This window comes from Gordonia sp. NPDC003429, from assembly GCF_053588575.1.
In genome coordinates this window covers 336,861-360,657 of the sequence record NZ_JBSFQF010000001.1, presented here as the reverse complement: position 1 = coordinate 360,657, position 23,797 = coordinate 336,861, and the positions used below count along the sequence as shown (strand labels likewise).

The 23,797-nt window shown below is 66.0% G+C and carries 23 protein-coding genes; 13 read left to right on the top strand and 10 right to left on the bottom strand.

Annotation, left to right across the window (positions count from 1 at the left end; all coding sequences use genetic code 11):
- Positions 1-112: 112 nt before the first annotated feature.
- Together ACWDSI_RS01695 and ACWDSI_RS01690 are read left to right on the top strand one after the other, a co-directional pair.
- Positions 113-1,189: a beta-ketoacyl-ACP synthase 3 gene (locus ACWDSI_RS01695; protein ID WP_449755472.1), complete on the top strand. Its 1,077-nt coding sequence runs from the start codon at positions 113-115 to the stop codon at positions 1,187-1,189.
- A gap of 167 nt (positions 1,190-1,356) precedes the next feature.
- The gene (locus ACWDSI_RS01690; RefSeq protein ID WP_449755471.1) at positions 1,357-2,301 is read left to right on the top strand and encodes a hypothetical protein; all 945 of its coding nucleotides are present in this window, start codon (positions 1,357-1,359) and stop codon (positions 2,299-2,301) included.
- A gap of 94 nt (positions 2,302-2,395) precedes the next feature.
- Here ACWDSI_RS01690 and ACWDSI_RS01685 read toward each other — a convergent pair whose 3' ends face one another.
- Together ACWDSI_RS01685 and ACWDSI_RS01680 are read right to left on the bottom strand one after the other, a co-directional pair.
- Positions 2,396-3,157, bottom strand: coding sequence for an ABC transporter permease (locus ACWDSI_RS01685; RefSeq protein ID WP_449745504.1), 762 nt, complete (start codon positions 3,155-3,157; stop codon positions 2,396-2,398).
- Positions 3,154-4,167 carry an ATP-binding cassette domain-containing protein gene (locus ACWDSI_RS01680; protein WP_449745914.1) on the bottom strand — a complete coding sequence of 338 codons (1,014 nt, stop codon included), beginning with the start codon at positions 4,165-4,167 and terminating at the stop codon, positions 3,154-3,156. Before ACWDSI_RS01680 ends, ACWDSI_RS01685 begins: the two co-directional genes overlap by 4 nt.
- 216 nt (positions 4,168-4,383) lie before the next feature.
- Between ACWDSI_RS01680 and ACWDSI_RS01675 the strand changes: the two genes are divergently transcribed.
- From ACWDSI_RS01675 to ACWDSI_RS01660, 4 genes are all read left to right on the top strand, one after another.
- Positions 4,384-5,400: a beta-ketoacyl-ACP synthase III gene (locus tag ACWDSI_RS01675; RefSeq protein WP_449745505.1), complete on the top strand. Its 1,017-nt coding sequence runs from the start codon at positions 4,384-4,386 to the stop codon at positions 5,398-5,400.
- Positions 5,401-5,475: 75 nt separating this feature from the next.
- Positions 5,476-6,432: a PDR/VanB family oxidoreductase gene (locus tag ACWDSI_RS01670; protein ID WP_449745506.1), complete on the top strand. Its 957-nt coding sequence runs from the start codon at positions 5,476-5,478 to the stop codon at positions 6,430-6,432.
- Between the two features lie 215 nt (positions 6,433-6,647).
- A complete protein-coding gene (locus tag ACWDSI_RS01665) occupies positions 6,648-6,992 on the top strand; it encodes a dimethylamine monooxygenase subunit DmmA family protein (protein ID WP_449745507.1) in 345 nt (114 codons plus the stop codon).
- Positions 6,989-7,993 (top strand): heme-dependent oxidative N-demethylase family protein, encoded by a 1,005-nt coding sequence (locus tag ACWDSI_RS01660; RefSeq protein WP_449745508.1) that lies wholly within the window; start codon positions 6,989-6,991, stop codon positions 7,991-7,993. Before ACWDSI_RS01665 ends, ACWDSI_RS01660 begins: the two co-directional genes overlap by 4 nt.
- On the opposite strand, the gene ACWDSI_RS01655 is transcribed toward ACWDSI_RS01660, so the two are convergent.
- The 6 genes from ACWDSI_RS01655 to ACWDSI_RS01630 all read right to left on the bottom strand — a co-directional run bounded on the left by ACWDSI_RS01655 (position 7,974) and on the right by ACWDSI_RS01630 (position 13,485).
- Positions 7,974-8,597 (bottom strand): TetR/AcrR family transcriptional regulator, encoded by a 624-nt coding sequence (locus tag ACWDSI_RS01655; RefSeq protein WP_449745509.1) that lies wholly within the window; start codon positions 8,595-8,597, stop codon positions 7,974-7,976. The genes ACWDSI_RS01660 and ACWDSI_RS01655 overlap by 20 nt on opposite strands.
- 32 nt (positions 8,598-8,629) lie before the next feature.
- Positions 8,630-9,904, bottom strand: a complete 1,275-nt coding sequence (locus ACWDSI_RS01650; protein ID WP_449745510.1) for an aromatic ring-hydroxylating oxygenase subunit alpha — start codon at positions 9,902-9,904, stop codon at positions 8,630-8,632.
- A 47-nt stretch (positions 9,905-9,951) separates the two neighbouring features.
- A complete protein-coding gene (locus ACWDSI_RS01645; RefSeq protein ID WP_449745511.1) occupies positions 9,952-10,821 on the bottom strand; it encodes an ABC transporter permease in 870 nt (289 codons plus the stop codon).
- A 13-nt stretch (positions 10,822-10,834) separates the two neighbouring features.
- Complete coding sequence (locus tag ACWDSI_RS01640) at positions 10,835-11,791, bottom strand: ABC transporter permease (RefSeq protein WP_449745512.1); 957 nt, start codon at positions 11,789-11,791, stop codon at positions 10,835-10,837.
- Complete coding sequence (locus ACWDSI_RS01635; RefSeq protein ID WP_449745513.1) at positions 11,788-13,014, bottom strand: extracellular solute-binding protein; 1,227 nt, start codon at positions 13,012-13,014, stop codon at positions 11,788-11,790. Before ACWDSI_RS01635 ends, ACWDSI_RS01640 begins: the two co-directional genes overlap by 4 nt.
- Before the next feature lie 174 nt (positions 13,015-13,188).
- Positions 13,189-13,485, bottom strand: coding sequence for a hypothetical protein (locus ACWDSI_RS01630; protein WP_449745943.1), 297 nt, complete (start codon positions 13,483-13,485; stop codon positions 13,189-13,191).
- Here ACWDSI_RS01630 and ACWDSI_RS01625 point away from each other — a divergent pair.
- On the top strand, positions 13,372-14,544 hold the full coding sequence (locus tag ACWDSI_RS01625) for an aspartate aminotransferase family protein (protein ID WP_449745915.1): 1,173 nt from the start codon (positions 13,372-13,374) through the stop codon (positions 14,542-14,544). The two genes, ACWDSI_RS01630 and ACWDSI_RS01625, sit on opposite strands and share 114 nt — an antisense overlap.
- Positions 14,541-15,704 (top strand): ABC transporter ATP-binding protein, encoded by a 1,164-nt coding sequence (locus ACWDSI_RS01620; protein ID WP_449745514.1) that lies wholly within the window; start codon positions 14,541-14,543, stop codon positions 15,702-15,704. Before ACWDSI_RS01625 ends, ACWDSI_RS01620 begins: the two co-directional genes overlap by 4 nt.
- Here ACWDSI_RS01620 and ACWDSI_RS01615 read toward each other — a convergent pair.
- Complete coding sequence (locus ACWDSI_RS01615) at positions 15,647-16,288, bottom strand: TetR/AcrR family transcriptional regulator (RefSeq protein ID WP_449745515.1); 642 nt, start codon at positions 16,286-16,288, stop codon at positions 15,647-15,649. The genes ACWDSI_RS01620 and ACWDSI_RS01615 overlap by 58 nt on opposite strands.
- A 191-nt stretch (positions 16,289-16,479) precedes the next feature.
- Between ACWDSI_RS01615 and ACWDSI_RS01610 the strand changes: the two genes are divergently transcribed.
- The 5 genes from ACWDSI_RS01610 (at position 16,480) to ACWDSI_RS01590 (ending at position 22,714) form a co-directional block, all read left to right on the top strand.
- Positions 16,480-18,597, top strand: coding sequence for an acetate--CoA ligase family protein (locus tag ACWDSI_RS01610; RefSeq protein WP_449745516.1), 2,118 nt, complete (start codon positions 16,480-16,482; stop codon positions 18,595-18,597).
- Positions 18,585-19,808, top strand: a complete 1,224-nt coding sequence (locus ACWDSI_RS01605) for an acyl-CoA dehydrogenase family protein (protein WP_449745517.1) — start codon at positions 18,585-18,587, stop codon at positions 19,806-19,808. The genes ACWDSI_RS01610 and ACWDSI_RS01605 overlap by 13 nt, the downstream gene beginning before the upstream one ends.
- A 12-nt stretch (positions 19,809-19,820) precedes the next feature.
- Positions 19,821-20,186, top strand: a complete 366-nt coding sequence (locus ACWDSI_RS01600) for a cupin domain-containing protein (protein WP_449745518.1) — start codon at positions 19,821-19,823, stop codon at positions 20,184-20,186.
- Between the two features lie 76 nt (positions 20,187-20,262).
- Entirely contained in the window at positions 20,263-21,894 is a 1,632-nt protein-coding gene (locus tag ACWDSI_RS01595; RefSeq protein WP_449745519.1) for a peptide chain release factor 3, read from the top strand.
- 10 nt (positions 21,895-21,904) lie between these two features.
- A complete protein-coding gene (locus ACWDSI_RS01590; RefSeq protein WP_449745520.1) occupies positions 21,905-22,714 on the top strand; it encodes a hypothetical protein in 810 nt (269 codons plus the stop codon).
- Between the two features lie 43 nt (positions 22,715-22,757).
- On the opposite strand, the gene ACWDSI_RS01585 is transcribed toward ACWDSI_RS01590, so the two are convergent.
- On the bottom strand, positions 22,758-23,756 hold the full coding sequence (locus ACWDSI_RS01585; RefSeq protein ID WP_449745521.1) for an enoyl-CoA hydratase/isomerase family protein: 999 nt from the start codon (positions 23,754-23,756) through the stop codon (positions 22,758-22,760).
- Between the last annotated feature and the right edge of the window lie 41 nt (positions 23,757-23,797).

Genomic DNA, 23,797 nt, shown 5'->3' with positions numbered 1-23,797 from the left:
CGGCCGGGAGTACGGACTTGCGGCCCTTGCCGGACCGATTGCGCTCGCGCCTAGACTCATCGAAGGGTTGGGGGACCTAGAATGTAGTGCGCAAAACCCTCAAAGGAGCTCCATGACACACCTCGCAGTCAACGCCGGACACCCCAATGTCGCGATGCTCGGCATCGGCGCGTGCCGGCCGAAACGCCTCGTCAGCAACGACGAGGTGTGCGAGGTGCTCGACAGCTCCGACCAGTGGATCTACGACCGCAGTGGCGTGCGCAATCGCCGTTGGATCAGTGGTGAGGAGACCGCGCGGTCGCTGGCCGCCGTCGCCGCCGAACGCGCCATCGCCAACTCGGGGATTCCGAAGGAGAAGATCGGCGCACTGGTCCTGGCCACCAACAGCTGGAAGACCAAGATCCCCCACGGCGGACCGATCGTCGCCTACGACATCGGCCTCAACGGCATCCCCGCCTACGACATCGCGGCCGGCTGCGGTGGGTTCGGATACGCGCTCGGTGTTGCCGCCGACACGGTGCGTGCCGGTTCGGCCGAGTACGTGCTGGTGGTGGGCGTGGAAACCCTGTCGGTGGTGCTCGAGCCCACCGACCGCAACACCGCCTTCATCTTCGGTGACGGCGCGGGCGCGGTGGTGGTGGGTCCGAGCGAGGAGAACGGGATCTCGCCCACCGTGTGGGGCAGCGACGGCGAGAACGCCGAGGCCATCGGGCAGAACTACGACATCCCCGAGTACATGGACCGCGCCCAGGAATACCAGCACAAGGACCCCGAGACCGATCCGGTGGGCCGCATGGTGATCACCATGCAGGGACCGCGCGTGTTCCGTTGGGCCGCGATCACCTTGCCCAAGGCGCTCTCGACGGTGCTCGAGACCTCCGGGGTGCGCGTCGACGACATCGAGGTGTTCGTCCCGCACCAGGCCAACGCCCGCATCAACGAATTGATGCGCAAGAACCTCGGTCTGCCCGACGACATCCCGATGGCCAACGACATCGAGAACACCGGCAACACGTCGGCGGCGTCGATCCCGCTGGCCATGGAGGAGATGCTGGCCACCGGCAAGGCCAAGGGCGGCCAGACTGCGCTGCTCCTCGGTTTCGGCGCGGGCCTCTCCTACGCCGGTGCGGTGGTCACCCTGCCGCCGGCGCCGGAGATCACCAGCTTCGACGACCTCGACAACGCGTAGCGCCTCCCGCGGCTCGTCCGGCGCGTCTGGAGCCTGCCCCGTCGCCTCCCGCTGCGCCATTTCCTTCCCGCGTCGGTAATTCCATGCGCGGGAAGGAAATGGCGACGCGGGAGAGTGGCTGTGGACACGGATCGAACCGCTCGTCGGGCGGCTCCGTCCAACACTTCATGACCGCATATCCACACGACCGTTTCGGCCTCATTCGCCGAGAAGCGGCACTTCGCCGCGGTATCAGCGACAACCAGCGCGCCAAGGACGTCGCCGACGGTCGGCTCATCCGGCTCGCGCCCGGTGTCGACGTCGAAACCCGCGACGAGTTCGACGGTCACGAGGGCGCCCAGAAGCTGCATCGGCTCAGGTCGATCGCCGCCGCGACGTCGAATGCGACGACAGGCCGACCGCTCCCACTCAGTCACACGTCCGCGGCGGCCATGCACGGGTTACCCCTGCTCAAACCCGACGTCGAGCGAGTACATGTGATCGCCGGCTCGTCGAATGGAGGCTCGGTGCGCGGACTCCGGCACGTTCATGCGGCGACGATCGGACATGACGAACTGGTGCGGGTCGACGGGATCGAGGTCACCACACTCGAACGAACTGCGGTCGACGTGGCGACCATGGGCGACTTCGCCCAAGCGTTCGCCGTGTTCGACCAGGCATTGCGACTCGGCGCAGACCGAGCCCTCGTCGAGGAGATGCTCGCGCGGGGTCGCCGACGCGGTGGGAAGGTCGCCAAGGATGCGCTGCGGTGGGCGACCGGGCGCTCCGACAGTGTCGGCGAATCGTGGAGCTACGCGCAGATGATCGAGGCCGGAATCCCGCTCCCACGCCAGCAACACCGAATTCGTGCGGCCTCCGGGCGTGCGTATGTCACCGACTTCGACTGGGAGTGGACTCTCGTCGGAGAGTTCGACGGCTTGGTCAAGTACGGCCGCTACCGACGTCCGGGGGAATCCGTCGCCGACGCGGTGGTCCGCGAGAAGTGTCGTGAGGACGAGATCAGGGACACCGGTCCACGGGTGATGCGCTGGACGTGGACCGAACTCGAACGCGACGTGGTGATTCCCAGGCTGCGGTCACGGCTGAGCTCGCTCGGGCTCCTCGCGGCCTGACACACCCCGGTGACAATGATCCCGCTGCGCGATTTCCTTCCCGCGCACGGGATCCCGTGCGCGGGAAGGAAATGGTGACGCGCGAACGGCCCACCTAGGCGTTCTCCTTGCGGAACACCGCCGTTCCCCACCACGTGCCCAGCGCCGCGAGAATCACCGCGGCGAACAGACCCCACGCCACCGTCGACGTCATGATGTCGCCGACGAACGATCCGCGCACCGCGTTGACGACCCACTTGAACGGCATGAAATCGCTCAGCGACTGCAACCATTGCGGACCCAGCGTCATCGGCAGCAGAATCCCCGACAACAACAGCACCGGCATCATCACCATGTTGATGACCGGGGCCATCACGTCCTCGCTCTTGGTGGTCAGCGCGAGCGCGTTGGACGCCGCGGCACAGGCACCACCGACCAGCAGGGTGATCGCGATTCCGACGATCACCCCGAGCACCGACCCACGCATACCCATCACGTAGCCGAGCAGCACCAGGATCACCGACTGCACAAACAGTTGCAGCACGTCGCGCAACAATCTGCCCATGAGCAGTGCGGTGCGGCTGGCCGGGGTGACGCGCTCGGCCTCGACAACCCCTTCGCGCCACTCCCCGATCAGCCCGAACCCGGCGAAGAACGCACCGAACATGCCGAGTTGCACCAGCAGGCCCGGAACGAGAAAGGTGTACGCGTTGTCGGCGCCGCCGGGAAACTGGCCGACGATCGGCTCGAGCAGCGGTCCGAACAACAGCAGGTAGAGCACCGGCTGCATGATGCCGATGAGCACCCACGCCGGGTTGCGCAGGTTCATCCGGATCTGACGCCGGAACACGATGGTCGATTCGCGCGCGAAACTCATCGGATCACTCCCTCGTTCTCGAGTTCGGTGACGGCCGGATGCTCGGTCGCCGACTCGGCGTCGCGCAGCGACCGCCCGGTCATGGTGAGAAAGACGTCGTCGAGCGTGGGCCGGATGACCTCGATCGATTCGAGCGCGACACCCGACGCATCGAGTTCGCGGAGCAGTCCGGGCATCACCCGGCCCGCCCGTCGGACGCGACCGCGGACGTGGCGCCCGTCGGAGTCGACGGATTCGGCCACCGCCGAGAGCTTCTGCGCCGCCACCCCGACCTGGGCGTGGTCGTCGACCTGCAGGTCGACGAGGTCACCGGACACGTGCTCCTTGAGGTTGTCGGAGGTGTCGGCGGCGACGATCCTGCCGTTGTCGATGATGATGATGCGGTCCGACAGTTCGTCGGCTTCGTCGAGGTAGTGGGTGGTGAGGAACACCGTGGCGCCACGGTCGGTGCGCAGCCTCCGGATGTGGTCCCACAGGTTGGCGCGCGCCTGCGGGTCGAGGCCCGTGGTGGGTTCGTCGAGGAACACCAGGGTGGGGTCGTGGACCAGCCCCATCGCGATGTCGAGGCGGCGTTTCTGCCCGCCCGACATGTTCTTGGGCATCCGGTTCCACAGGCCGTCGAGCTGCAGTTGGTCGAACAGTGCCTTGCCGCGACGGGTGGCGTCGGCCCGCGACAGCCCGTACAGCATCCCGTGGTCGACCACCTCGTCGCCGGCCTGCGCCTGGCTGAACGTTCCGCCGGCCTGCGAGACGTATCCGATGCTGCGTCGCACCATCACGGATTCTCGGATGACGTCGTAACCGTTGACCGTGGCGGTTCCCGCGGTGGGTCGTAGCAGCGTGGTCAGCATCCGCAGTGTCGTGGTCTTACCCGCTCCGTTGGGTCCGAGAAACCCCACCACCTCACCCTCGGCGATCTCGAGATCGACGCCGTCGACGGCGCGGACCTCGCGTTTGTTCTTTCCACGGCCGGTCATGAAGGTCTGGACCAGACCCTCGGCCTTGATCATCGTGTTCGTCATCGGTTCCCTCACCCACGTATTGACTCCGCTGCGATCCATGATTCATCGGCAGGGGGACAATCACTGTCCTCTGATCGCGGTACGTTGACCGCTGCGCCTTGATCGTCGTCCTCTGCTGTCAGAGTCCGACGACACACCGCTACTTCCGAGTAGTGCAGGTGGGTGAGTACCGTCTATGTCGGATCGCATACCGGAAGGACAACCATGACCGAGCTCGCAGAACAGACCGGCGTCAACAACATCGGCATGCTCGGCATCGGCGCATATCGACCGGAACGGGTGGTCACCAACGACGAGATCTGCGAGCACATCGACTCCTCCGATGAGTGGATCTACACCCGCACGGGCATCAAGTCCCGGCGTTTCGCCCGCCGCGACGAGGACGTGACCCAGATGGCCGTCGCCGCCGGCCGCACCGCGATCGCCAATGCCCTGCTCTCCGGCTCCGATATCGACGCGGTGATCCTGGCCACCAACACGCACCTGTTGATGACGCCGGCCGGCGCCACCAAGGTGGCCACCGACCTCGGCGCGAACGGGGTGCCCGCCTTCGATGTGACGGTGGGGTGCGCGGGATTCGGCTACGGCATGGCACTGGCGTCGGACATGGTGCGCGGTGGCAGCGCGACCCATGTGCTCGTGATCGGCGCCGAGCAGCTCTCGGTGACACTGGACATGACCGACCGCACCAACTGCTTCATCTTCGGTGACGGCGCGGGCGCGGTGGTGGTGGGCCCCACCGACGATCAGCAGCTCGGGCCGGTGATCTGGGGCAGCGACGGCTCGCAGTACGACGCGATCCGCCAGGACATCGACTGGGTGACCTTCCTCGACGGCGACCGCGTGCAACGCCCCTACGTGCGGCTCGAGGGCACCGCCGTGTTCCGGTGGGCGGCATTCGAGATGGGCAAGGCGGCCCAACGCGCCCTCGATGCGGCCAAGATCGGCGCCGACCAGCTCGACGTGTTCGTGCCGCACCAGGCCAACTCCCGCATCAACGAACTGCTGGCGAAGAATCTGCATCTGCGCGAGGGCACCGTGGTGGCCAACGACATCGAACACACCGGCAACACCTCGGCGGCGTCGATCCCACTGGCCATGGAGGAGCTGCTGTCCACCGGGCAGGCCAAACCGGGCGACACCGCGCTGCTCCTCGGTTACGGTGCCGGCCTGAGCTACGCCGCGCAGGTCGTGAAGATGCCGCCGGTACCGTTCGAGTGATCCGCGTTGATCGGGTGTCGGGAGCTTTGACGAGCACGTAACACGTTCGTCATTATCGCCAGCTTGGATTGGTTCATGGCGACCGACACGATGCGCCGCATGACGGTGACCGGCATCCGCGATGTTGCGCCCGATGTCCGCGAGTTCGAGTTTCGTCCGCTCGACGGCGGCGAGACCCCCTGGTATGAACCGGGTTCACACATCGGTGTGGAGCATCATGCTGCGGCGAATCCCGAGGTGAACGCCTACTCGCTCACCGGAGACGGGGTTGCCCCCGATGCCTACCGGATCTCGGTGCTGCGATGCGGACATGGTGGCGGATCGGACTGGCTGCATCACAATGTGCGGGTCGGCGATGAGATGAACGTCCAGGGTCCGGTGGCCGCGTTCCGGCCCGTCGCCCGGGCCCGCCGACACCTGCTCATCGCAGTGGGCATCGGTGTCACCCCGATCCTGTCGCACCTGCGCGCAGCGCGCCGCTGGGACCGAGAGGTCACTGTCCTCTACGGCTACTCGCCCGAGCGGGCGCCACATCTCGAAGAGCTCATCGCCGAAGCGGGCCCCGATCTCGTGCTGGCCTGCGGTCGAGGTGAGATCACCTCTCGCACTGAACATCTGATGTCTGATCAGCCGATCGGTACCTACGCCTACGCGTGTGGCCCGGCCTCCTACCTCGACGACCTCGAGGAAGTCGCACACGCGCTGGGGTGGCCGAGAGACCGTCTGCGGATGGAGCACTTCGCGGGGCGCGAGCTCGACGCGGGTGATCCTTTCACCGTGCGGGTTTCCTCCACCGGCGCTCGGATCGACGTGCCGTCGGGCGTGAGCCTGCTCGACGCACTGCAGGCCAACGGCATCGCGGTGCCCAACATGTGCCGGCAGGGCGTGTGCGGGCAATGCCGGGTCGAGATCGTCGCGGGCGCCGCGGTACATCGCGACATGCTGCAGGACGACGCGGAACGCTCCGGCAACGGTCAGCTCTTCGTGTGCGTGTCGCGCGGTGTCGACGACTCCCTGGAGGTGGCACTGTGACGGCCGTCGGTCGCGAATACGCGACGACCGACCGCCGGCGCAAGGGAGATCTGTCCCCAGCGCCCGCGCCACTGTCGCTGCCGCGCTGGCCGCACATCCCCGCCCCACCCGATCCCACGGCAGTGGCGTACCTGGTGATCGGAGTCGGCGCGACCGGCAGTCGGCTGTCTCTCGAATATGCCGCTGCACTGGGTGTTCCGGCCACAGTGCGAACCATGACTCGGCTCGATGACGATCTCGATCAGATCATCGCCGACGTGTCGCGGATGCTCGTAGGACATCGGGTGTGTGCCATCGGACCCGAAACGGAGTTACTCCGGTTGGCCGCGATCTTCGATACCGCAGGACTTCTCGAGAGCGAGTTCAGCATGTGCGCCACCTCGACCGACGAGCTCACTGTGTACTGCGTGCACTGCTCGGCCACCACCGTGGCCACGGCCACGCCTGAGGATGTCGTGCGTTGCTCCGGTTGCCGCCGCCACCTGTACATCGACCCGCACGTCTCCCGACGTAAGGCGGGATACCTCGGAACCGACGCCTACTCCCAGGAGTTGCGATGACCGTCCCCAGCTACTATCCGTGGCCCTTCGATCGCGGGTCCACCACCTTCCGCTACTCGGTGAACGTCTCGCGCGCAAGAGAACTCGCGCACACCGCGGTAGGATCATGGGGCCGTTGGGTGGTCGAGGTGGAGGACGACGATCAGTACGTCGCCGCCTGCCGCGCCCGCGAGCACATCCTCGCCGAGGATCCGCGTCGCCTGCAGATGATGGATCACATGCGGCCCGGCTGCTGGGATCTGGTGATGTTCTACCTCCGTGAGCTTGCCGATGCGCGACCGGACGTGATGTCGCTGCGCGCCGACGGCGATCACCATGTGTGGTCCAATGCGCTTCTCGGCCAAGAGATCCGTTTCCGCTACGGCGACGACGACACCGTGCCGAACGGACCGCTCGGCTTTGTGGGCTCCCAAGTGCCCGAGGACCTCCTGCTGCTGAGCGAGCGCGACGGGCAGCTCTGGTTCGACGCCGGCGTGGTGACCTTCGCCGGGAACTGGTCGATCGACTTCGACCTGGGCATGAGCTTCCACCAGATCCACTCTCCGGTACCGCGATTCACCGGCGAAGGCCACACCAACGCGGCCGAACAGTTTATGCGCAGGCTGACCCCGGACGACATCTACCGCCGCACCAACTGGACGTTCTCCTCCACCGGCACGCCGCGGCTGGACACTAGCCTCGAGTCGATGCCCACCTGGGGCTGGGAGATGCCCGCACTCATGGCCGCCGGTGAGTGGGGCCGGATACAGCTGCGCGTGGAGACCGAACATTTCATCCGGCTGCCGTCGAGCGGTGCGCTGGTGTTCAGCATCCGCACCACGATGCTCTCCCTCGCCGATATCGCCACCGTGCCCGAGTGGGCCGAGCAGATGGTCTCGATCGTGACCGAACTACCCGACGACATGGCCGAGTACAAGGGCATGACCGACTACCGCGAGCCCGCGATGGCTTGGCTCGCCGAGGCGGCGGGATTGTCCGCCGTCACCGAACGGTCTGCGTGATCACCCCCAGCTGGGCGCCGACGATCGAAGTGAGTCGTTCTTCCACGTCGATGCCGGGTGCGGCGAGGTCGATGATGCCTGCCGCGTAGCTGAGGTCGTAGCCGTCCATGGTGGCCAGGATCGAGTCGACGATCTCCTCGACCTGCATCACCGGGGTGAAGTCACCGCTGCTGATTCCGTCAATGATGGCTGCGCGCAACGGTTTTGCCCATTCCGCATGAATCGCGGTGATGCGCTCGCGCTGCGAGGGATTGCGGGCGGCCGACGCGGCGAATTCCACCCAGAGGCGGCTGCGCTGCCGGAAGTCGCCGACACCTCGGTAGGCCCGGATGGCGCGGGTGATCCGCGACCAGGGGTCACCCCCTGCGTCTGCGATCTGCTGGATCTCGCGCACCACCCCAAGCGTGTACGAATAGAACGCGGCGTCGATGAGCTGGTCGCGGGTGGCAAAGTGATGTTGTAGCGCCCCTACCGACAGCCCGCACGAGCGCGCGATGTCGGAGAGCCGCACGTTATCCACACCGCGTTCGGCGATCGTCTCGACCGTCGCAGTGAGGATCTCGTGTCGGCGTTCCTCACTCAGGCCGCTGCTCCGGGCACCCATGGGCAACGACTCTAGTCGAACGCCCCCGGGCATCAGAGCGAGTCGGTGGTCTCCTTTGCCCCCGGAGCGCTAACCGCAGCGGGAGAGGCAGGAGAGGGAGCGACAGCGTCGGCGGTCACCACCGAGGGACGGTCGGCGTCGTCGCGGCCGAGGCCGGCATAGGCTCGGGCGATGCGCCGGACGAACTGGTGCACCCCGTCCTCCTCGGGCGCCATCGGACCGGGCAACGCGCTCTGCGAGGAGATGCCGAGCTGCACCGACTCGCATGCCGTCCAGTCCTGACGATTGGTGAGGTCCCAGAAGTCCACCGCATAGGCCGGATCGAAACCGTCCTTCTCAACAGCCGCAACGGGGAACGACCACGAACACTCGACATGAGTCGACGATGCGCTCAGCGGCCGCAACGTGTGGGTCATGATGTAATCGGGGTGCAGGCTGATGAGGATGTTCGGAAAACACACTACGTACATCACGGTACGCGACTGAAGTTCATCGAGGCCCTCGATGTTCACTCCACCGGAGCGCCCGTCGAGCGACATGGTCTGTGCGTCGGACTCCAGGTCCATCCACCCGCCCATCCACTCTCCGTCGGAATCGACGTTTTCACCACTCTCCGGCGGGGATACCCGGCACAGTTCGGGATGGATCGACGGACAGTGGTAGCACTCCTGATAGTTCTCGACGATCACCTTCCAGTTGGCGGCGATCTCGTAGGAATGGGTGGCCACCGTGCGAAGCTCGTCGGGACGGTAGGGCGCCACGATCGACTCGAGATCCCCTACATGGTCGGTGAATTCTCCTGCCGAACGCGAAGGATCGACGAACAGCCAGCCGTGCCAATCCACGACGGGCAGGGACACCAAGCCGAACTCGTTCTTGTCGAAGCCCTCGACGTCGCGGAAGCCGGGCGCGTTACGCAACGAACCGTCGAGCCGGAACGACCAAGCGTGGTACGGACACACGATGGATCGACGCTGTGCGGTGCCGCCACAGGGGATCAGTTGATGCGCCCGGTGTCGGCAGAAGTTCGCGAATGCCCGGATCTGTTCATCCTCACCACGCACCAGCAGTACGCCGCCGGCGCCGGTGTCCACCGACTTCTGGGCGCCGACGCGATCGAGGTGATCGGCGCGTCCGACACACACCCAGCCGGAGAAGATGTTGGCCTGCTCCCACTCGTGGACGTCGTCGTCGGTGTAGGCGTCCGGCGGCAGCATCCTCGCCTCGGCGAACGGGGCATAGGATCGCGCTACCTCCGCCTCAGGGAGTGGCGCCTTGGTGCCGCGCCACGAAGATCGTCGTGCCATGGTCATTCTCCTTCAGGACGTATGTGTGGGAACTGGTTGTGAGGTCGTCATTCGCCGGCGAACGCGCTTAGACCGGTGTCGGCTCCGCTGCGCCGCCCGAGCCACCGGTAGATGCCGAAACCGATCGCGATGGCCAACATGGCCGCGGCGAGCAACATGGTGGCCAGCGCATTGAGCGCCGGCGTCGGTGACGACCGTGCGGAGTTGTAGATCAGCACGGACACCGGTTCGGAGTCCGCACTTCCCGACAGATAGCGGACGATCACGAAATCGTCGATCACATCCGCGAATACGAGAACCGCACTGGCCACGATCGCCGGGACCAGCATCGGCAGGATGACCCGGATCTGCGCCTGCCAGGGCGAGGCGCCGAGATCCATCGCCGCTTCTTCGTAGGACGATCCTATCGTCGCGAGCCGCGACCTGACCAGCACCGCCGGATAGGACAACTGGAAAGTGATCAGGCCAACCACTTGCGCGGAGGTTCCCAGCGTGATGGGCAGTACCAGGTTGGTCACCACGAACAGGATCGCCACCGCGAGAAGGGTTTCCGGAATGACGAACGACATGAGCATCAATCCGTTGACACCGTTGGGAACCCGACCTCCCCAGCGATGCAACCCGGCTCCGAGCGCCACGCCGAGCGGCACGGTGATGATCGTGGTGAGCAGGCCGAGCCACAACGTCTGGATCAACGCCGAATGTAGTGTGTCGTTGCCGAACACCGATTGATCGGAACCGAAGTACCACTGGGTGGAGAATCCCTGCCACACCGACCTCGATCGGCCGTCGTTGAACGAGAACAGCACCGCGATGGCGATGGGGAGTAACGACCAGATCAGGTAACCGATCGTCACCGCAGCCAGTACGCGGGGCTTGCGCCACGGGTCGTACCACCACCTCGACAGAGCATTCATCCGATTGTCTCCCTCACGCCAGGAACCCGTCGGATCGCGATACCGAACGGACGTAATAGAACATCGGGATCAGGCACACGAGCAGGACGAGCAGGACGAACGCACCGGCCTGTCCAGTCTGCCCCGGGGTCAGCACCGTCTCGTTGATGAGATTGCCGACCATCGATGTGTTCGGCGATCCCGACAACATGTCGTTGGTGAAGTAGTCGCCGAGCATCGGCAGCGACGTGAGCATCACACTGGCGAGGATGATGGGGCGCGTCATCGGCAGGGTGACGCGCACAAAGGCCCCGGTGCGGGTTGCCCCGAGATCACGTGCGGCCTCGATGGCCGAGTCGGGCAGGCGGCCCAGGCCGGCCACCAGCGGCACGATCATGTACGGCACGTACCCGTAGACGAGGCCGAGAATCACCACCATCGCCGATCCGGACAACCAATCCACGTGCACAGGCAGCAGGCCGCCGAGGCTCAGAACGCGATTGACCAGTCCGTCGTTGGCGAGCAGGTTGACCCACGAGAGCATCCGCATCATGTAACTGATCCAGAAGGGCGCGATCAGCAGCGCGAGCAGCAACCCCTGCCAACGACCCGACTGACGAGACACAAAGTAGGCGATGGGAAACGCGATCACCAGGCAGAGAACACTGGCCAGTCCCACATAGATGACGGTACGCAAGATGGCCGGACCGAACACGCCGTCGGGCCCCACGATGTGGGTGAGGACGTACGTGAACTGAGAGGGATTCCAGTAGAACGGATTCCATTCGGGTACTGCGGTCCGAAACACCGGATCCACCCGGCCGAACACCACGGCGAGCACCACGTACAGCGGGAAGACGAAGAAGAACAGCAGCCACAATGTGCCGGGAAGTGCCAGTGCCACACCGAGTCCGGGCAACCGGACCCGTCGTCGCCGATGTGGCGACGGCGTCTCCGGCGCCGTGGGGAGCGTATCGACGGCCAGGCTCATGCGCCCGCCTTGAAGTTCTGCCACACCTGGTGCCAGGCAGCATCGTTGACGGGGCTGAGTTCGAGCAAACGGTAGCCGACGTTGAACCACTCCTCACGCACCGCCGCCTGAGCGAGTGACGGCGGCAGATAGCCCTGCTGCACCAGCGTGGCCTGATTCAGTGACTTCTGCGGAGGCTGGTACCCAATGCCACTGAAGTTCTTCAGCGCCGTGTCGGTGTCGAGCACGTGTTGCAGGAACAGATGAGCGAGCACGGGATTCTTCCCGGATTTCATGACGACCATCAGATCGTTGTCCACCAGACCTTTGCCGTCCTGCGGAAACCAATAGCGAAGTGTGTCCGGGGATTGACCTTTGGGCAGGTAGTACTGAGAGTTCACCGCGTCGCCGGACCACATCTGGGTGATACCGAGCTGTCCCGCAGGCAATTCGGTGTACATCGACGCAGTGACCTTGGGATTGGTGGCCGACTTCATGTTCGAGAGCCCGACGGAGATCTTGTCCAGATCGGCCTTCGAGTCGGTATTGACATTGGTGATCCCGTTGCGCAGCAACACCATCGCCATTGCGGTGTGCCAGTCGTCGATCAGGCCCACCTTGTTCTTGTACGACGGGTCCCACAGCGCATCGTACGGATTGGGCAGGGCGGCGATGTCGGCGCCGACTTGATCGGTACGCCAGGCGATCCCCGTGGTGTACACGGTGTAAGGCACCGTGTACCGCCAGCCCTGGTCGTACCAGGGGTTGGTGAAGACATCCCAGACGTTGGCGATGTTGCTCAGATAACTGTGATTGAGCGGCCGGATCAGATTGGCGGTGACGAGCTTGGCCAACTGGTCGTAGCTGGGAATGTACACGTCGAAGGGCACCGCCCCCGACCGGATCTTCGCGATCGACTCGTCGGCGTCGTTGAAGGTCGATACCTCCACCGTCACGCCGTACTGGCTTTCAAAGGTTTTGATCACATCGCCGGCGATGTAGTCGGCGTAACTGTAGACGAGCAGCGTGCCCTTCTCGGGCGGCAACCCGTCGGCGATCGTCTGATTGTCCTTGGCGATGGGCCACGTCACCGGATTCTGCGGTGACGCTATCCGCAGTTCGGACGTCGTCGAGTCGGAACGCTGCGCGCATGCGGTCAGTGCGGTGCCCAGCGCCGGCACCGAAATACCCAGAATCGCTGCGGCACGCAGGAAGTCACGTCGCGAGGGCTGTCGCTGTGCCATGTGTTACCTCCGGTCGGTCACGAGATGTCCCGATGCCGATTCACTCTGCGCTGAGTGTTGTACCGGCGCCGGTAGCCAACTAAGCTCACGTCAACATCACTCGACTGAACACTCAGTCAATCTAATGAGTCCACTGGGTTCGGAGGTTTCACGGTGGTTACATCTACGTCAGCTTCAGCGACACTCGACGAGGCGATAGCGGCCGAAAGCGACATCTTCATCCACCGCCAACCGGTCGGATCCGACATCGGCCGACGCGCGCGAACCGTGCTCGCCGGCGGGGCCACGTCGAGTTGGCAGATCGCTGACCCTCAGCCGGTATGGCTTGATCATGGTGCAGGAGGCCATATCTGGGACATCGACGGGAACGAGTACGTCGATCTCCACGGAGGTTACGGAGCCGCCATCGCCGGTCACGCCCATCACGCGATCGTCGATGCCGTGACCTGTCAGGTCGCGCGCGGAACCCATTTCGCGCAACCGACCGAAGACGCCATCGTGGTGGCCGCAGAACTCAGCCGGCGGTGGGGTCTACCGCTGTGGCGGTTCGCAAATTCGGGTACCGAGGCCACCATGGACGCGGTGCACCTGATGCGCACCCTCACCGGCCGCGATCTCATCATCAAGGTCGAGGGGTGCTATCACGGCCACCACGACTCGGTCCAGGTGTCGGTGCAGCCCGATCTCGCCGACGCGGGTCCCGCCGATCATCCCGTCAGTGTGCCGGCCGGCAACGGAATTCCTCGCGCCATCACCGATCTCACCGTGATCGTGCCATTCAACGACGTCGCGGCAGTGCAGCGGGTGTTCGACGAGAACCCCGGTCGCATCGCCGGCATGATCGTGGAACCCGTCATGATGAATGCGGGGATCATCCCACCGGCCGACGGCTACCTGTCCGGTGTCCGCGAGGTGCTGCACGCACACGGCGCATACCTGACCTTCGACGAGGTGAAGACCGGATTCACCACGGGGCCCGGCGGTGTGACCCGCCGCTACGGCGTGGCCCCGGACATCGTGTGCCTGGCCAAGGCGCTCGGCGGCGGACTCCCGGTGGCCGCGATCGGCGGTACCGCCGAGGCCATGTCGGCAATCGTGGACGAACGCTACGAGCAGGTGGGTACGTTCAACGGCAATCCCCTTGCGATGGCCGCCACCCGGGCAAATCTCACCGAGGTGCTCGACGACGCCGCGTACCGCCATCTCGATGCACTCGCCGCACAAGCGTCCACGGGTATCTCGGCGAGTATCGCCGCGCACCGACTCCCCTGGCACGTGATGAGTGTCGGCGCCAAGGGATGTGTGGTGTTCTCGCCCCGGCCTGTCACCGACTACCGCGGTTTCCTCGACCTCGACGGCCGATGGGGCCAGTTGCACTGGCTGATTCAGCACAACGGTGGCGTGTTCCTGCCACCCTGGGGAAAGACCGAGCAGTGGCTCATCTCGGTGCAACACACCAGCGCCGACATCGACCGGTTGATCGCGAATTTCGACCGCCTCGCGAGCCGGGCCGCAGAGGTGATCGCATGACCGGCACGTCGACAACAGGAGCGGTGAGCCTTCGCGCAATCCGTAAGTCCTTCGGCGGTGTCACAGCGGTCGACGGCGTCGATCTCGACATCGCGGCAGGTGAATTCTGCTCTCTGCTCGGCGCTTCGGGATGCGGCAAGACAACCACACTGCGGGTGATCGCCGGTTTCGAACGTGCCGACTCGGGACGAATCGTGCTCGACGGCGCCGACATCACCGATGTCGCACCGCACCGCCGACCGCTCAACACCGTGTTCCAGAACTACGCATTGTTCCCGCTGATGACGGTGGCCGAGAACGTGGCGTTCGGGCTCAAGTACCACCGGGTACGCGGCAACGACGCGCGACGCCGCGTGGCCGACGTTCTCGACCTCGTCGGTCTGTCCGCCCATGCCACGCATCGTCCGGCGCAGTTGTCGGGTGGGCAGCAGCAACGCGTCGCGCTCGCCCGGGCGCTGGTGTTGCGGCCCTCGGTGCTCCTGCTCGACGAACCGATGGGCGCCCTCGACGCCGCGCTGCGAACCCGCCTGCAACTCGAGTTGCGCACGCTGCAACGCGAGGTGGGCATCACGTTCATCCACGTCACGCACGATCAGCAGGAAGCGCTCACAATGAGCGACCGGATTGCGATCATGGCGGGTGGATCTATCGAGCAGATCGGCACACCCGAAGAGGTGTACACCGCACCGCGGACCCGTTACGTCGCGGGCTTCATCGGGAGTTCGACCCTCGTGGACGTCGAGGTACTCGAGGTATCGGGTGATCGCGCAGTGTGCCGCGCCTTCGGTGCCACGATCCGCACGGTGGCCGCTCCGGGCGTCGTCCGGGGCGCGGCCTGCTTGGTGCTCCGGCCGGAACAGGTGCAGATCACCGAGCCCACCTCAGTACCTGCCGCCGGCGACAACTCCATCGACGCCGTGATCACCGACGTGATCTATCAGGGGTCCAGTTCCGAGGTTCGCGTGCGGACCGCGACCGGCGAGCCGCTCTCCGTCGAGGTCACCAATCGCGGTGCGCGCGCGCTGATCCCACCCGGCACGCCGGTGCAGTGCACCTTCGCCACGGCGGCGGCCCGGGTACTGGCCAACTCCGCGAGGGCGACTCAGGACTCTACGCGGTCGGGCCTCACGAGTGCCACACCCAACGCGCTCTCGACGTAGGACATGGCGATCTCGTAACCGCGGTCGGGCGTCACCTCGCTGTCGCCCAGCGTGCATTGGATCGCCAGTCCGTCGAGCAGCACACAGAGACTGACAGCCAGATCGCGCGGGTCGGCCACTTCGATCTCGCCATGGGAAACAGCTTCGCGCAGAACTGTTTCGACGAGCTCGCGCCAGCGGCGATCCTGTTCTACACGCACATCGGACACCTCCGGATGCCGAGTGGCCGTGGCCCACACGTCGAGCCACAGTCCCCAGTCGCCCGGGGAGGGATCTTTGCCGCGCGGCGTGCAGCAGGAGCGGATCAGCTTGTCGAGCCGGTCGACGAACCGGGGAGACTCGCGCATCATCGCCGAGGCGCCTGTGTAGAACTCTTCCTCGTAGTGTCGCAACGCCTCGACGAGGAGTTGATCGCGCGTGCCGAAGTAGTAGATCACCAACGCCGAACTCACCTCGGCCCGTTTGGCGACGTCGGCGATCCGGGTGTCACCAAAACCGCGTTCACAAATCAAACCCGCTGCCGCAGAAAGGATACCGATTCGGCGTTCCGCATTCTCCTTGGTCGCCGGTGCCGCGTCAGCCATTGCCCGCTCCTCTCACCACCGCATCGCCTCTTCGTGAACCGGACTCGCCCAAGCGGTTTCGGTCAATTCACATGGATGTCACACCAGATCTCTTGCGGGCAATATAGCACGCCACTAGATTGAACAGTCAGTCAAATGCATTCGCTCTCACTCCCGTCCACCCGTCCCGTACCCCGCTCATCAGGACTCTCATGCCACAGATTTCGTCCGCATCGGTGTCGGCGATGCTCGATGCACGCACCATCGCGGTGGTCGGCGCGAGTTCGCGCGCCGGATCGTTCGGCGAGCGCATGGTCACCGAGGTGGGTCGCTCCAGCGGCAACCGCGAGATCTACTACGTCAATCCCCGGTACCGAACGATCGGCGATCGTCCGTGCGTGCCCGGCCTCACCGACCTCGACGCCGAGATCGATCTGGTGATGCTCGGCGTGGGCGATTCCGCGCTGCCCGAGCAGATGCACGACGCGGCGTCGATCGGCGCACGCTCGGCGGTGGTCTACGGATCGGCCCACGGTCACGAACTGCGCCACCGGATAGCCACCACTGCTCGCGACGCCGGAATGGCCTTGTGCGGCGCCGGATGTATGGGCTTTCTGAATGTCCGTACCGGCCTGCGAGCCCTGGGCTACCTCGAGCGAGCGGATCTGAGGGCAGGCCCGGTATCGCTGATCACCCACTCGGGATCGATGTTCTCGACCGTACTACGGACACGTCAGCGATTGTCGTACGATCTCGCTGTCTCCTCCGGCCAGGAGTTGGTCACCACCACCGCCGACTACGTCGACTACATCGTCACCGAGGGCGGCACCCGGGTGCTCGCGCTGATTTTGGAGACCGTTCGCGACGGCCGACGACTCCGGGAGTCGTTGCACCGGGCACGGTCTCACGACATCGAAGTGGTCATACTGGCCACTGGTGGCTCGCCGGCGGGATCGGCGATGGTGGCGGCCCACTCGGGTGCGGTGGCAGGCGATTTCGCCACGTGGGATGCGCTGTGCGCAGACTTGGGCGCGGTGCGCGCTTCCGACCTGGCCGAGTGTGCCGATCTCATCGAATTGCTGGCCAATCCGCGCCGCACCGCGCACGCCGGTGGTCGGGGACTGGCCACCGCACACGATTCGGGCGCCGAACGCACCATGACTGTCGATCTCGCCACTCAAATCGGCACGCCACTGGCAGATTTGACCCCTGAGACCCGGTCGGTACTGGCCGAGCACCTCGACGAGGGACTCGAACCCACCAACCCGCTCGACATCTGGGGCGCCGGCCGTAACACGCGAGCCCTGTTCCGGAATTGCCTGCACGCCCTGAGTGACGACCCGTCCGTCGGCGCCACCGCGCTGGCGGTGGACTTGGTGCCCGAGTACGACGGCGACACCGACTACGCCGACGCCGTCGTCGATGTGGCGTCGGCCACCGAAGAGCCGATAGTCGTGCTCGCCAATCTCGCCTCGGCGATCGATCCGAACGTGGCCCACCGCCTGCGCGGGGCGGGCATCCCGGTGCTCGAGGGCACCCGCTCGGGACTCTTCGCGCTTCGGCACCTGCTCGATGCACCTGAACGCCGTTGCGCCGCAATCCTCCCCGACGTGCACGTTAATCCCGCACGAGCCGCGCGCTGGCGTGGCCGGCTCGGCACCGGAGTGCCGATCGGCGTCGACGAGGCCGTCGCCCTGGTGGAGGACTACGGCATCCCGCAACCGCCCACACTGACAGCGCGCACCGCTGCGCAGGTGCGCGCCGCTGCCGAGGACATCGGCTGGCCGCTGGTACTCAAGACTGCCGATCCCGGGATCGCACACAAGTCCGATGTCGGCGGCGTCGTCGTGGGAATCGACGATCATGACGAACTGGCCATCACCTACGCCGACATGGCGCGGCGACTCGGTCCGCTGGTCTCCCTGCACGCGATGGCCGCGCCCGGGGTGGAACTGTCGGTGGGGGTGATCGCCGACGATCAGTTCGGACCGATGGTGGTGGTCGCCGCCGGCGGGGTCCTGATCGAGGTGATCGGTGATGCGGCCACCGCGCTACCCCCGATCGATGCCGACCGCGCCCGAGATCTGGTGAACCGGTTGACCATCCGACGCCTACTCGACCGTCATCGGGGTCGTCCGGGGGTCGACAGGGAGGCCTTGGGGAAACTCATCGTCGCGGTAGCGCAGATCGCCATCGAACTCGACGGGACCTTCGAGGCGATCGAATTCAACCCGGTGATCGCCCGCCCCGCCGGCGTCGTCGCCGCCGACGTCCTCATCTCGCCACGCACCCCATCACACCAGGATCGGACTGCCGCATGTTTGGATTGACCGACGACGAACTCGCTCTGCGCGACCGGGCCGCCCAGTTCGCCGACTACCTCATCGGCTGGGAGGTCGATGCCGAAATGGCCGGTGGACACCTGCCTTCCGACGTCACCGGCGATCACCACGAACAGGCCATCGCCCGGGGGCTGTACGCCACCAACATGCCGGTGGAGGTGGGCGGGCCCGGACTCTCAATGCTCTCGCAGGTACTCGTGCAGGAACAGGTGGGGCGCGTTACCAACGGGCTCGGCTGGGTTATGCACACACCACCGCAGTGGTGGGCGGAGGTGGCCACCCCCACACAACGTGATCGGTGGCTCATTCCGGCGGTGCGCGGCGAGCGGCACGAGTGCTATGCCATCACCGAGGAGTTCGCGGGCACCGACGTCGGCGATCTGCGTGCCACGGCCCACCGCGACGGCGACCACTACGTCGTCAACGGCGTTAAGTGGCATGTGACGTCCTACAACATCGCCGATTACTGCTTCGTTCAGGCTGTGCTCACCGGCGGCCCCCACGACGGGGATCACGTTCTGTTCGTAGTGGATCTGCCGTCGCCGGGCATCGAGGTGGTGCGCACCCCGGCCTACTCGCATCACATCGCCGACGAGCATCCGATCGTCTCCTTCACCGACGTTCGCATCCCCGCCGATCAGCTCATCGGCGCCGAAGGTGAAGGGATGACGTTCTCCCAGGACTGGTTTCGGTACGAGCGGATCATGGTGGCCGCACGGTGCGTGGGCGCGGCTTCGCGTCTCGTCGACGAGATGACCGGGTTCGCCGATGCCCGCGTCGTGGGCGGTACCCGACTCGGCGACCGCCAGCTCGTGGCCGCGATGCTCGCAGATTCGGCGGCGGAGCTCTTCGCCGCCCGCGCGATGCTCTACGCGGTGGCGCGGTCGGTCGATGCCGACGCCGACCGCAAAACCCTGCACGGGCGTGCGTCGATGGCCAAGCTGTACTGCTCCGAGATGGCCGGCCGCGTCGCAGATCGCGCCGTGCAGGTGTTCGGTGGACGCGGCTACATGCGCGAGAACGTCGCCGAACGCATGTTCCGCGAACTGCGCGTCGAGCGGATCTGGGAGGGCGCCAGCGAGATCCAGCGGGTCATCGTCGGTCGGCAGTTGCTCAACCGCGGTCCCGGCGCACTGCTCGGCGATCCGGTGCGCGTTCAGACCTCGACGTCCGGCGACGTGCCGGGCGCGACAGGATAAGGGAGACAAAATATGACCATTTCGGAGAATCCCGTGTCGATCCCCGCGATCGTGGTGGCCGACCCCACCTCGGTGGAACTCGAGGATTGGGGACCGCTGGCCGAGGCCACCGGCGAGGCGATGGCCACCCACGGCAAGACGTTGTGGACCGGCGAGGGCGACACCGAGGTCGGCGTGTGGCGCTCGGCACCGGGGCCCTCGCGGTGGCTGCTGGAGACCAACGAGTTCATCACCGTGGTGGCCGGCCGGATGACGGTCACCGAGGACGGTGGCGCACCGCTCGAGGTGGCTGCGGGTACGAGTGCGTTCTTTCCGAAGGGCTGGTCGGGGACGTGGGACATCCACGAGGAGATCCTGAAGGTGTATTCGATCTTCTGAACAACAACCACACGAATCATCGGTGCCGCTACACGCCCTTTTGCCCCCACCAGACGGCGGCCGGTAACCTCATCGGGTGAGTTCTACCGATCCGACGGGGGCCAGAGCGGCAGGCGTCGTGGCACGCGAGGCCGCACGTCGTCGCACGTTCGCGATCATTTCCCACCCCGACGCCGGTAAGTCCACCATGACCGAGGCGTTGGCGCTGCACGCACGCATGATCAGCGAGGCCGGTGCCATCCACGGCAAGGCGGGACGCAAGTCCACCGTGTCGGACTGGATGGAGATGGAGAAGGCGCGCGGCATCTCGGTGAGTTCCACTGCGCTGCAGTTCACCTACTCCCCCGACGGCTCCGATGACGCCGCCGCGGTGATCAACCTCGTCGATACCCCCGGTCACGCCGACTTCTCCGAGGACACCTATCGGGTGCTCACCGCGGTCGACGCCGCGGTGATGCTGATCGACGCCGCGAAGGGTCTCGAGCCGCAGACGCTCAAACTCTTCCAGGTGTGTCGCCACCGCGGTATCCCGGTGATCACCATCATCAACAAGTGGGACCGGCCCGGTCGCACCCCGCTCGAACTCATCGACGAGATCAGCGAACGCATCGGCCTCACACCTACACCGCTGTACGTGCCGGTCGGTATCGCCGGGGATTTCCGGGGGCTGCTCGACCGGCGGACCGGGCAGTACATCCACTTCACGCGCACCGCGGGCGGCGCCACCATCGCACCGGAGGAGATCATCGACCCCGACACCGCGCTCGAGCGGGAGGGCGACGCGTGGATCGCCGCCGTCGAAGAGAGCGAACTGCTCTCGGAGATGGGGCAGGATCACGACGAGGAACTCTTTCTCGCCGGGCAGACCTCGCCGATGATCTTCGCCTCGGCGATGCTGAACTTCGGTGTACGGGAACTGCTTGACGCGCTGGTCGAACTGGCGCCGGCGCCCGGTCCGCGCACCGGCATCGACGACACGGTCCGTGAGGTGACCGATCCGTTCAGCGCCGTGGTGTTCAAGGTGCAGGCCGGGATGGACGCCAGCCACCGCGACCGGCTGGCGTTCATGCGCATCGTGTCCGGCGAATTCGACCGCGGCATGGTGGTGACGCACGCCCAGACCGGCAAGCCGTTCGCCACCAAGTACGCGCTGACCGTGTTCGGCCGCGACCGCTCCACCGTCGACACCGCCTACCCCGGCGACGTGGTGGGCTTGGTCAATGCGATGGCCCTGGCGCCGGGCGACACCTTGTTCGACGGCCCGCGGGTACAGTTCCCACCCATCCCGTCCTTTGCGCCGGAACACTTTTCGTCGCTGCGCGTCACCACCGCCGACAAGTACAAGCAGTTCCGTAAGGCGATGGATCAGCTCGACAGCGAAGGCGTTGTGCAGGTGCTGCGCAACAACACTCGCGGCGACGCCTCGCCGGTGCTCGCCGCCGTCGGGCCCATGCAGTTCGAGGTGGTGACCGCACGGATGAAGACCGAGTTCAACGTCGACACCGTGATCGAGCCGCTCGGCTACTCGCTGGCGCGACGCACCGACGCGGACAGCGCCCCCGAACTCGACCGCCAGCGGGGAGTGGAGGTGTTCACGCGCACCGACGGCGCGCTGCTGGCCCTGTTCAGTGACAAGTGGCGGCTGCAGTACATCGAGAAGGAACACGCCGACCTCACCCTCGAACCCCTTGTGGCGACGGCGGATTGATTCCACGCCGATGATGGTGCCCGTCGGCCGCCCAACCGGGGTGCGGCTTCTGCCGTTCGTCTGCCTTACCGCGGTGGCGCTGGTCGCCGGATGTTCCGGGGACGCCACCAGCACCGGCACACAGTCGGCTGCCGCATCGTCGTCGATGCCCGCCGAGTCGACGCTGGTCGATGCGCAACGCTGCGCGCAGAAGCCGCCGACCGGCGCCATCGACCGCACGGGTTACGACCTTCGCTTCACCCGCGGCCGGATCTACATCTCGAGTACGCCCGCTGCGCCACTGGCTGCCACACCGCTGCCGCCCGAGGGGGCGCCGCCGCAGCCCGCCACGCCCACCACGTCGACGTCGCGGCCGACCACCACGTGTCATCGGTTCGAGCGCTGGGGGGATCCGGTTCCCGACGTCCCGCCCGACTCGCTGCTGTTCGTGTTCAAGGGCGGCGACGGCGACGGTGCGCAGGTCGAGTTCCCGGTGAATGAATTGACCGGAGAACATCTTCCGCCGATCGGTGTCAGCCGACCCACGGTGGGACCACTCACCGGGCCGATCGCCGCCACCATCGGACTGTCGGCCGATGGCACGTTCCACAGTTCGGGAACGTGCCGCCTGCGCCTCACCGCGATGTCGGCGAAACGCGCCGCGGGGCACTTCGACTGTCCCGGTGCCACACTCGCCGACACCGATCCGCTCAACCCGGACGACGACGTCCCGTTCGACGAGGAATCCACCACACCACCACCTTCGGCGGCAGGTCCGGGGCAGGTCGATGCGGCAGTGTCGGCCGTCGATCTGGCCGGATGGTTCGATCTGCAGCCCTGACCCGCAGCAACTGTCAGCGCTGCAACCGTCAGCGCGGCAACCGTCAGGCGCCGACGATGGAGGCGATCATCGCCGGGTCGACCTCGTCGATGGTCGCCGGCTCGAAGGCAGGGTTGCGATCCTTGTCCACCAACACCGCGCGCACCCCTTCGGCAAAGTCGTTGGTCACCGTGATGCGTTCCGCCGCATGCAGTTCGCGGTCGAAGCATTCGTCGAGCGGCGAACTCGCGCCCGCGGCGAGCATGGCTGCGGTAACCCAGAGGCTGGTCGGCGACGCGCCGTCGAGCAGCGTCACCATCTCGTGCGCCCACTCGTCGCCGACCGCTCCGCGCAGACCACCGACGATCCCGATCACGTTGTCGTCGTTGAAGTATTCACCGATCTTGCGCAGCGGCAGATCGGTGTCGGGAGCGGCGGCGCCGCCGAGAACGTCGACGAGCGGGGCGCCGTCGCGGATCCTGCCCGCCACCCCGGGCAGGTCGGCCGAGGGCACGAAATGTGTTGCCAGACCGACGGTCACCGCCTCGGCACCGCGGATTCGGGCACCGGTGAGACCCAGCCACATGCCGACACCGGTGGGCAATCGCGGCAAGAAGTAGCTGGAGCCGATGTCGGGGAAGAAGCCGATCGCCGTCTCGGGCATCGCAATCAGTGCGCGTTCGGTGACCACACGGATCTCGCCGTGCACACTGATGCCCAGTCCCCCACCCATGGCGGCACCGTCGATCAGTGCGAGGTAGGGCTTGGGGTACTCGGCGATGAGTTGGTCGAGCCGATACTCCGAGCTGAAGTACCGGGTGACGGCGTCGGCGTCACCGGCCAGGGCGTGGTCGCGGATGGCGCGGATGTCGCCGCCCGCGCAGAAGGCCCGCTCGCCGGCCGAGGTCACCAGCACGGTGTCGATGGTGTCGTCGTCGCCCCACGCGAGAAGTTTGGCGTACATGTCGTCGATCATGGTCTGGTCGAGTGCGTTGAGGGCTTTGGGCCGGTCGAGGATGATCTCGCCGACACCATTGGCCACCTGGGTGCGGATGAACGACATGGACCCACGGTATCGGGTGACCGTCGCCGTCCTTTGTCCGA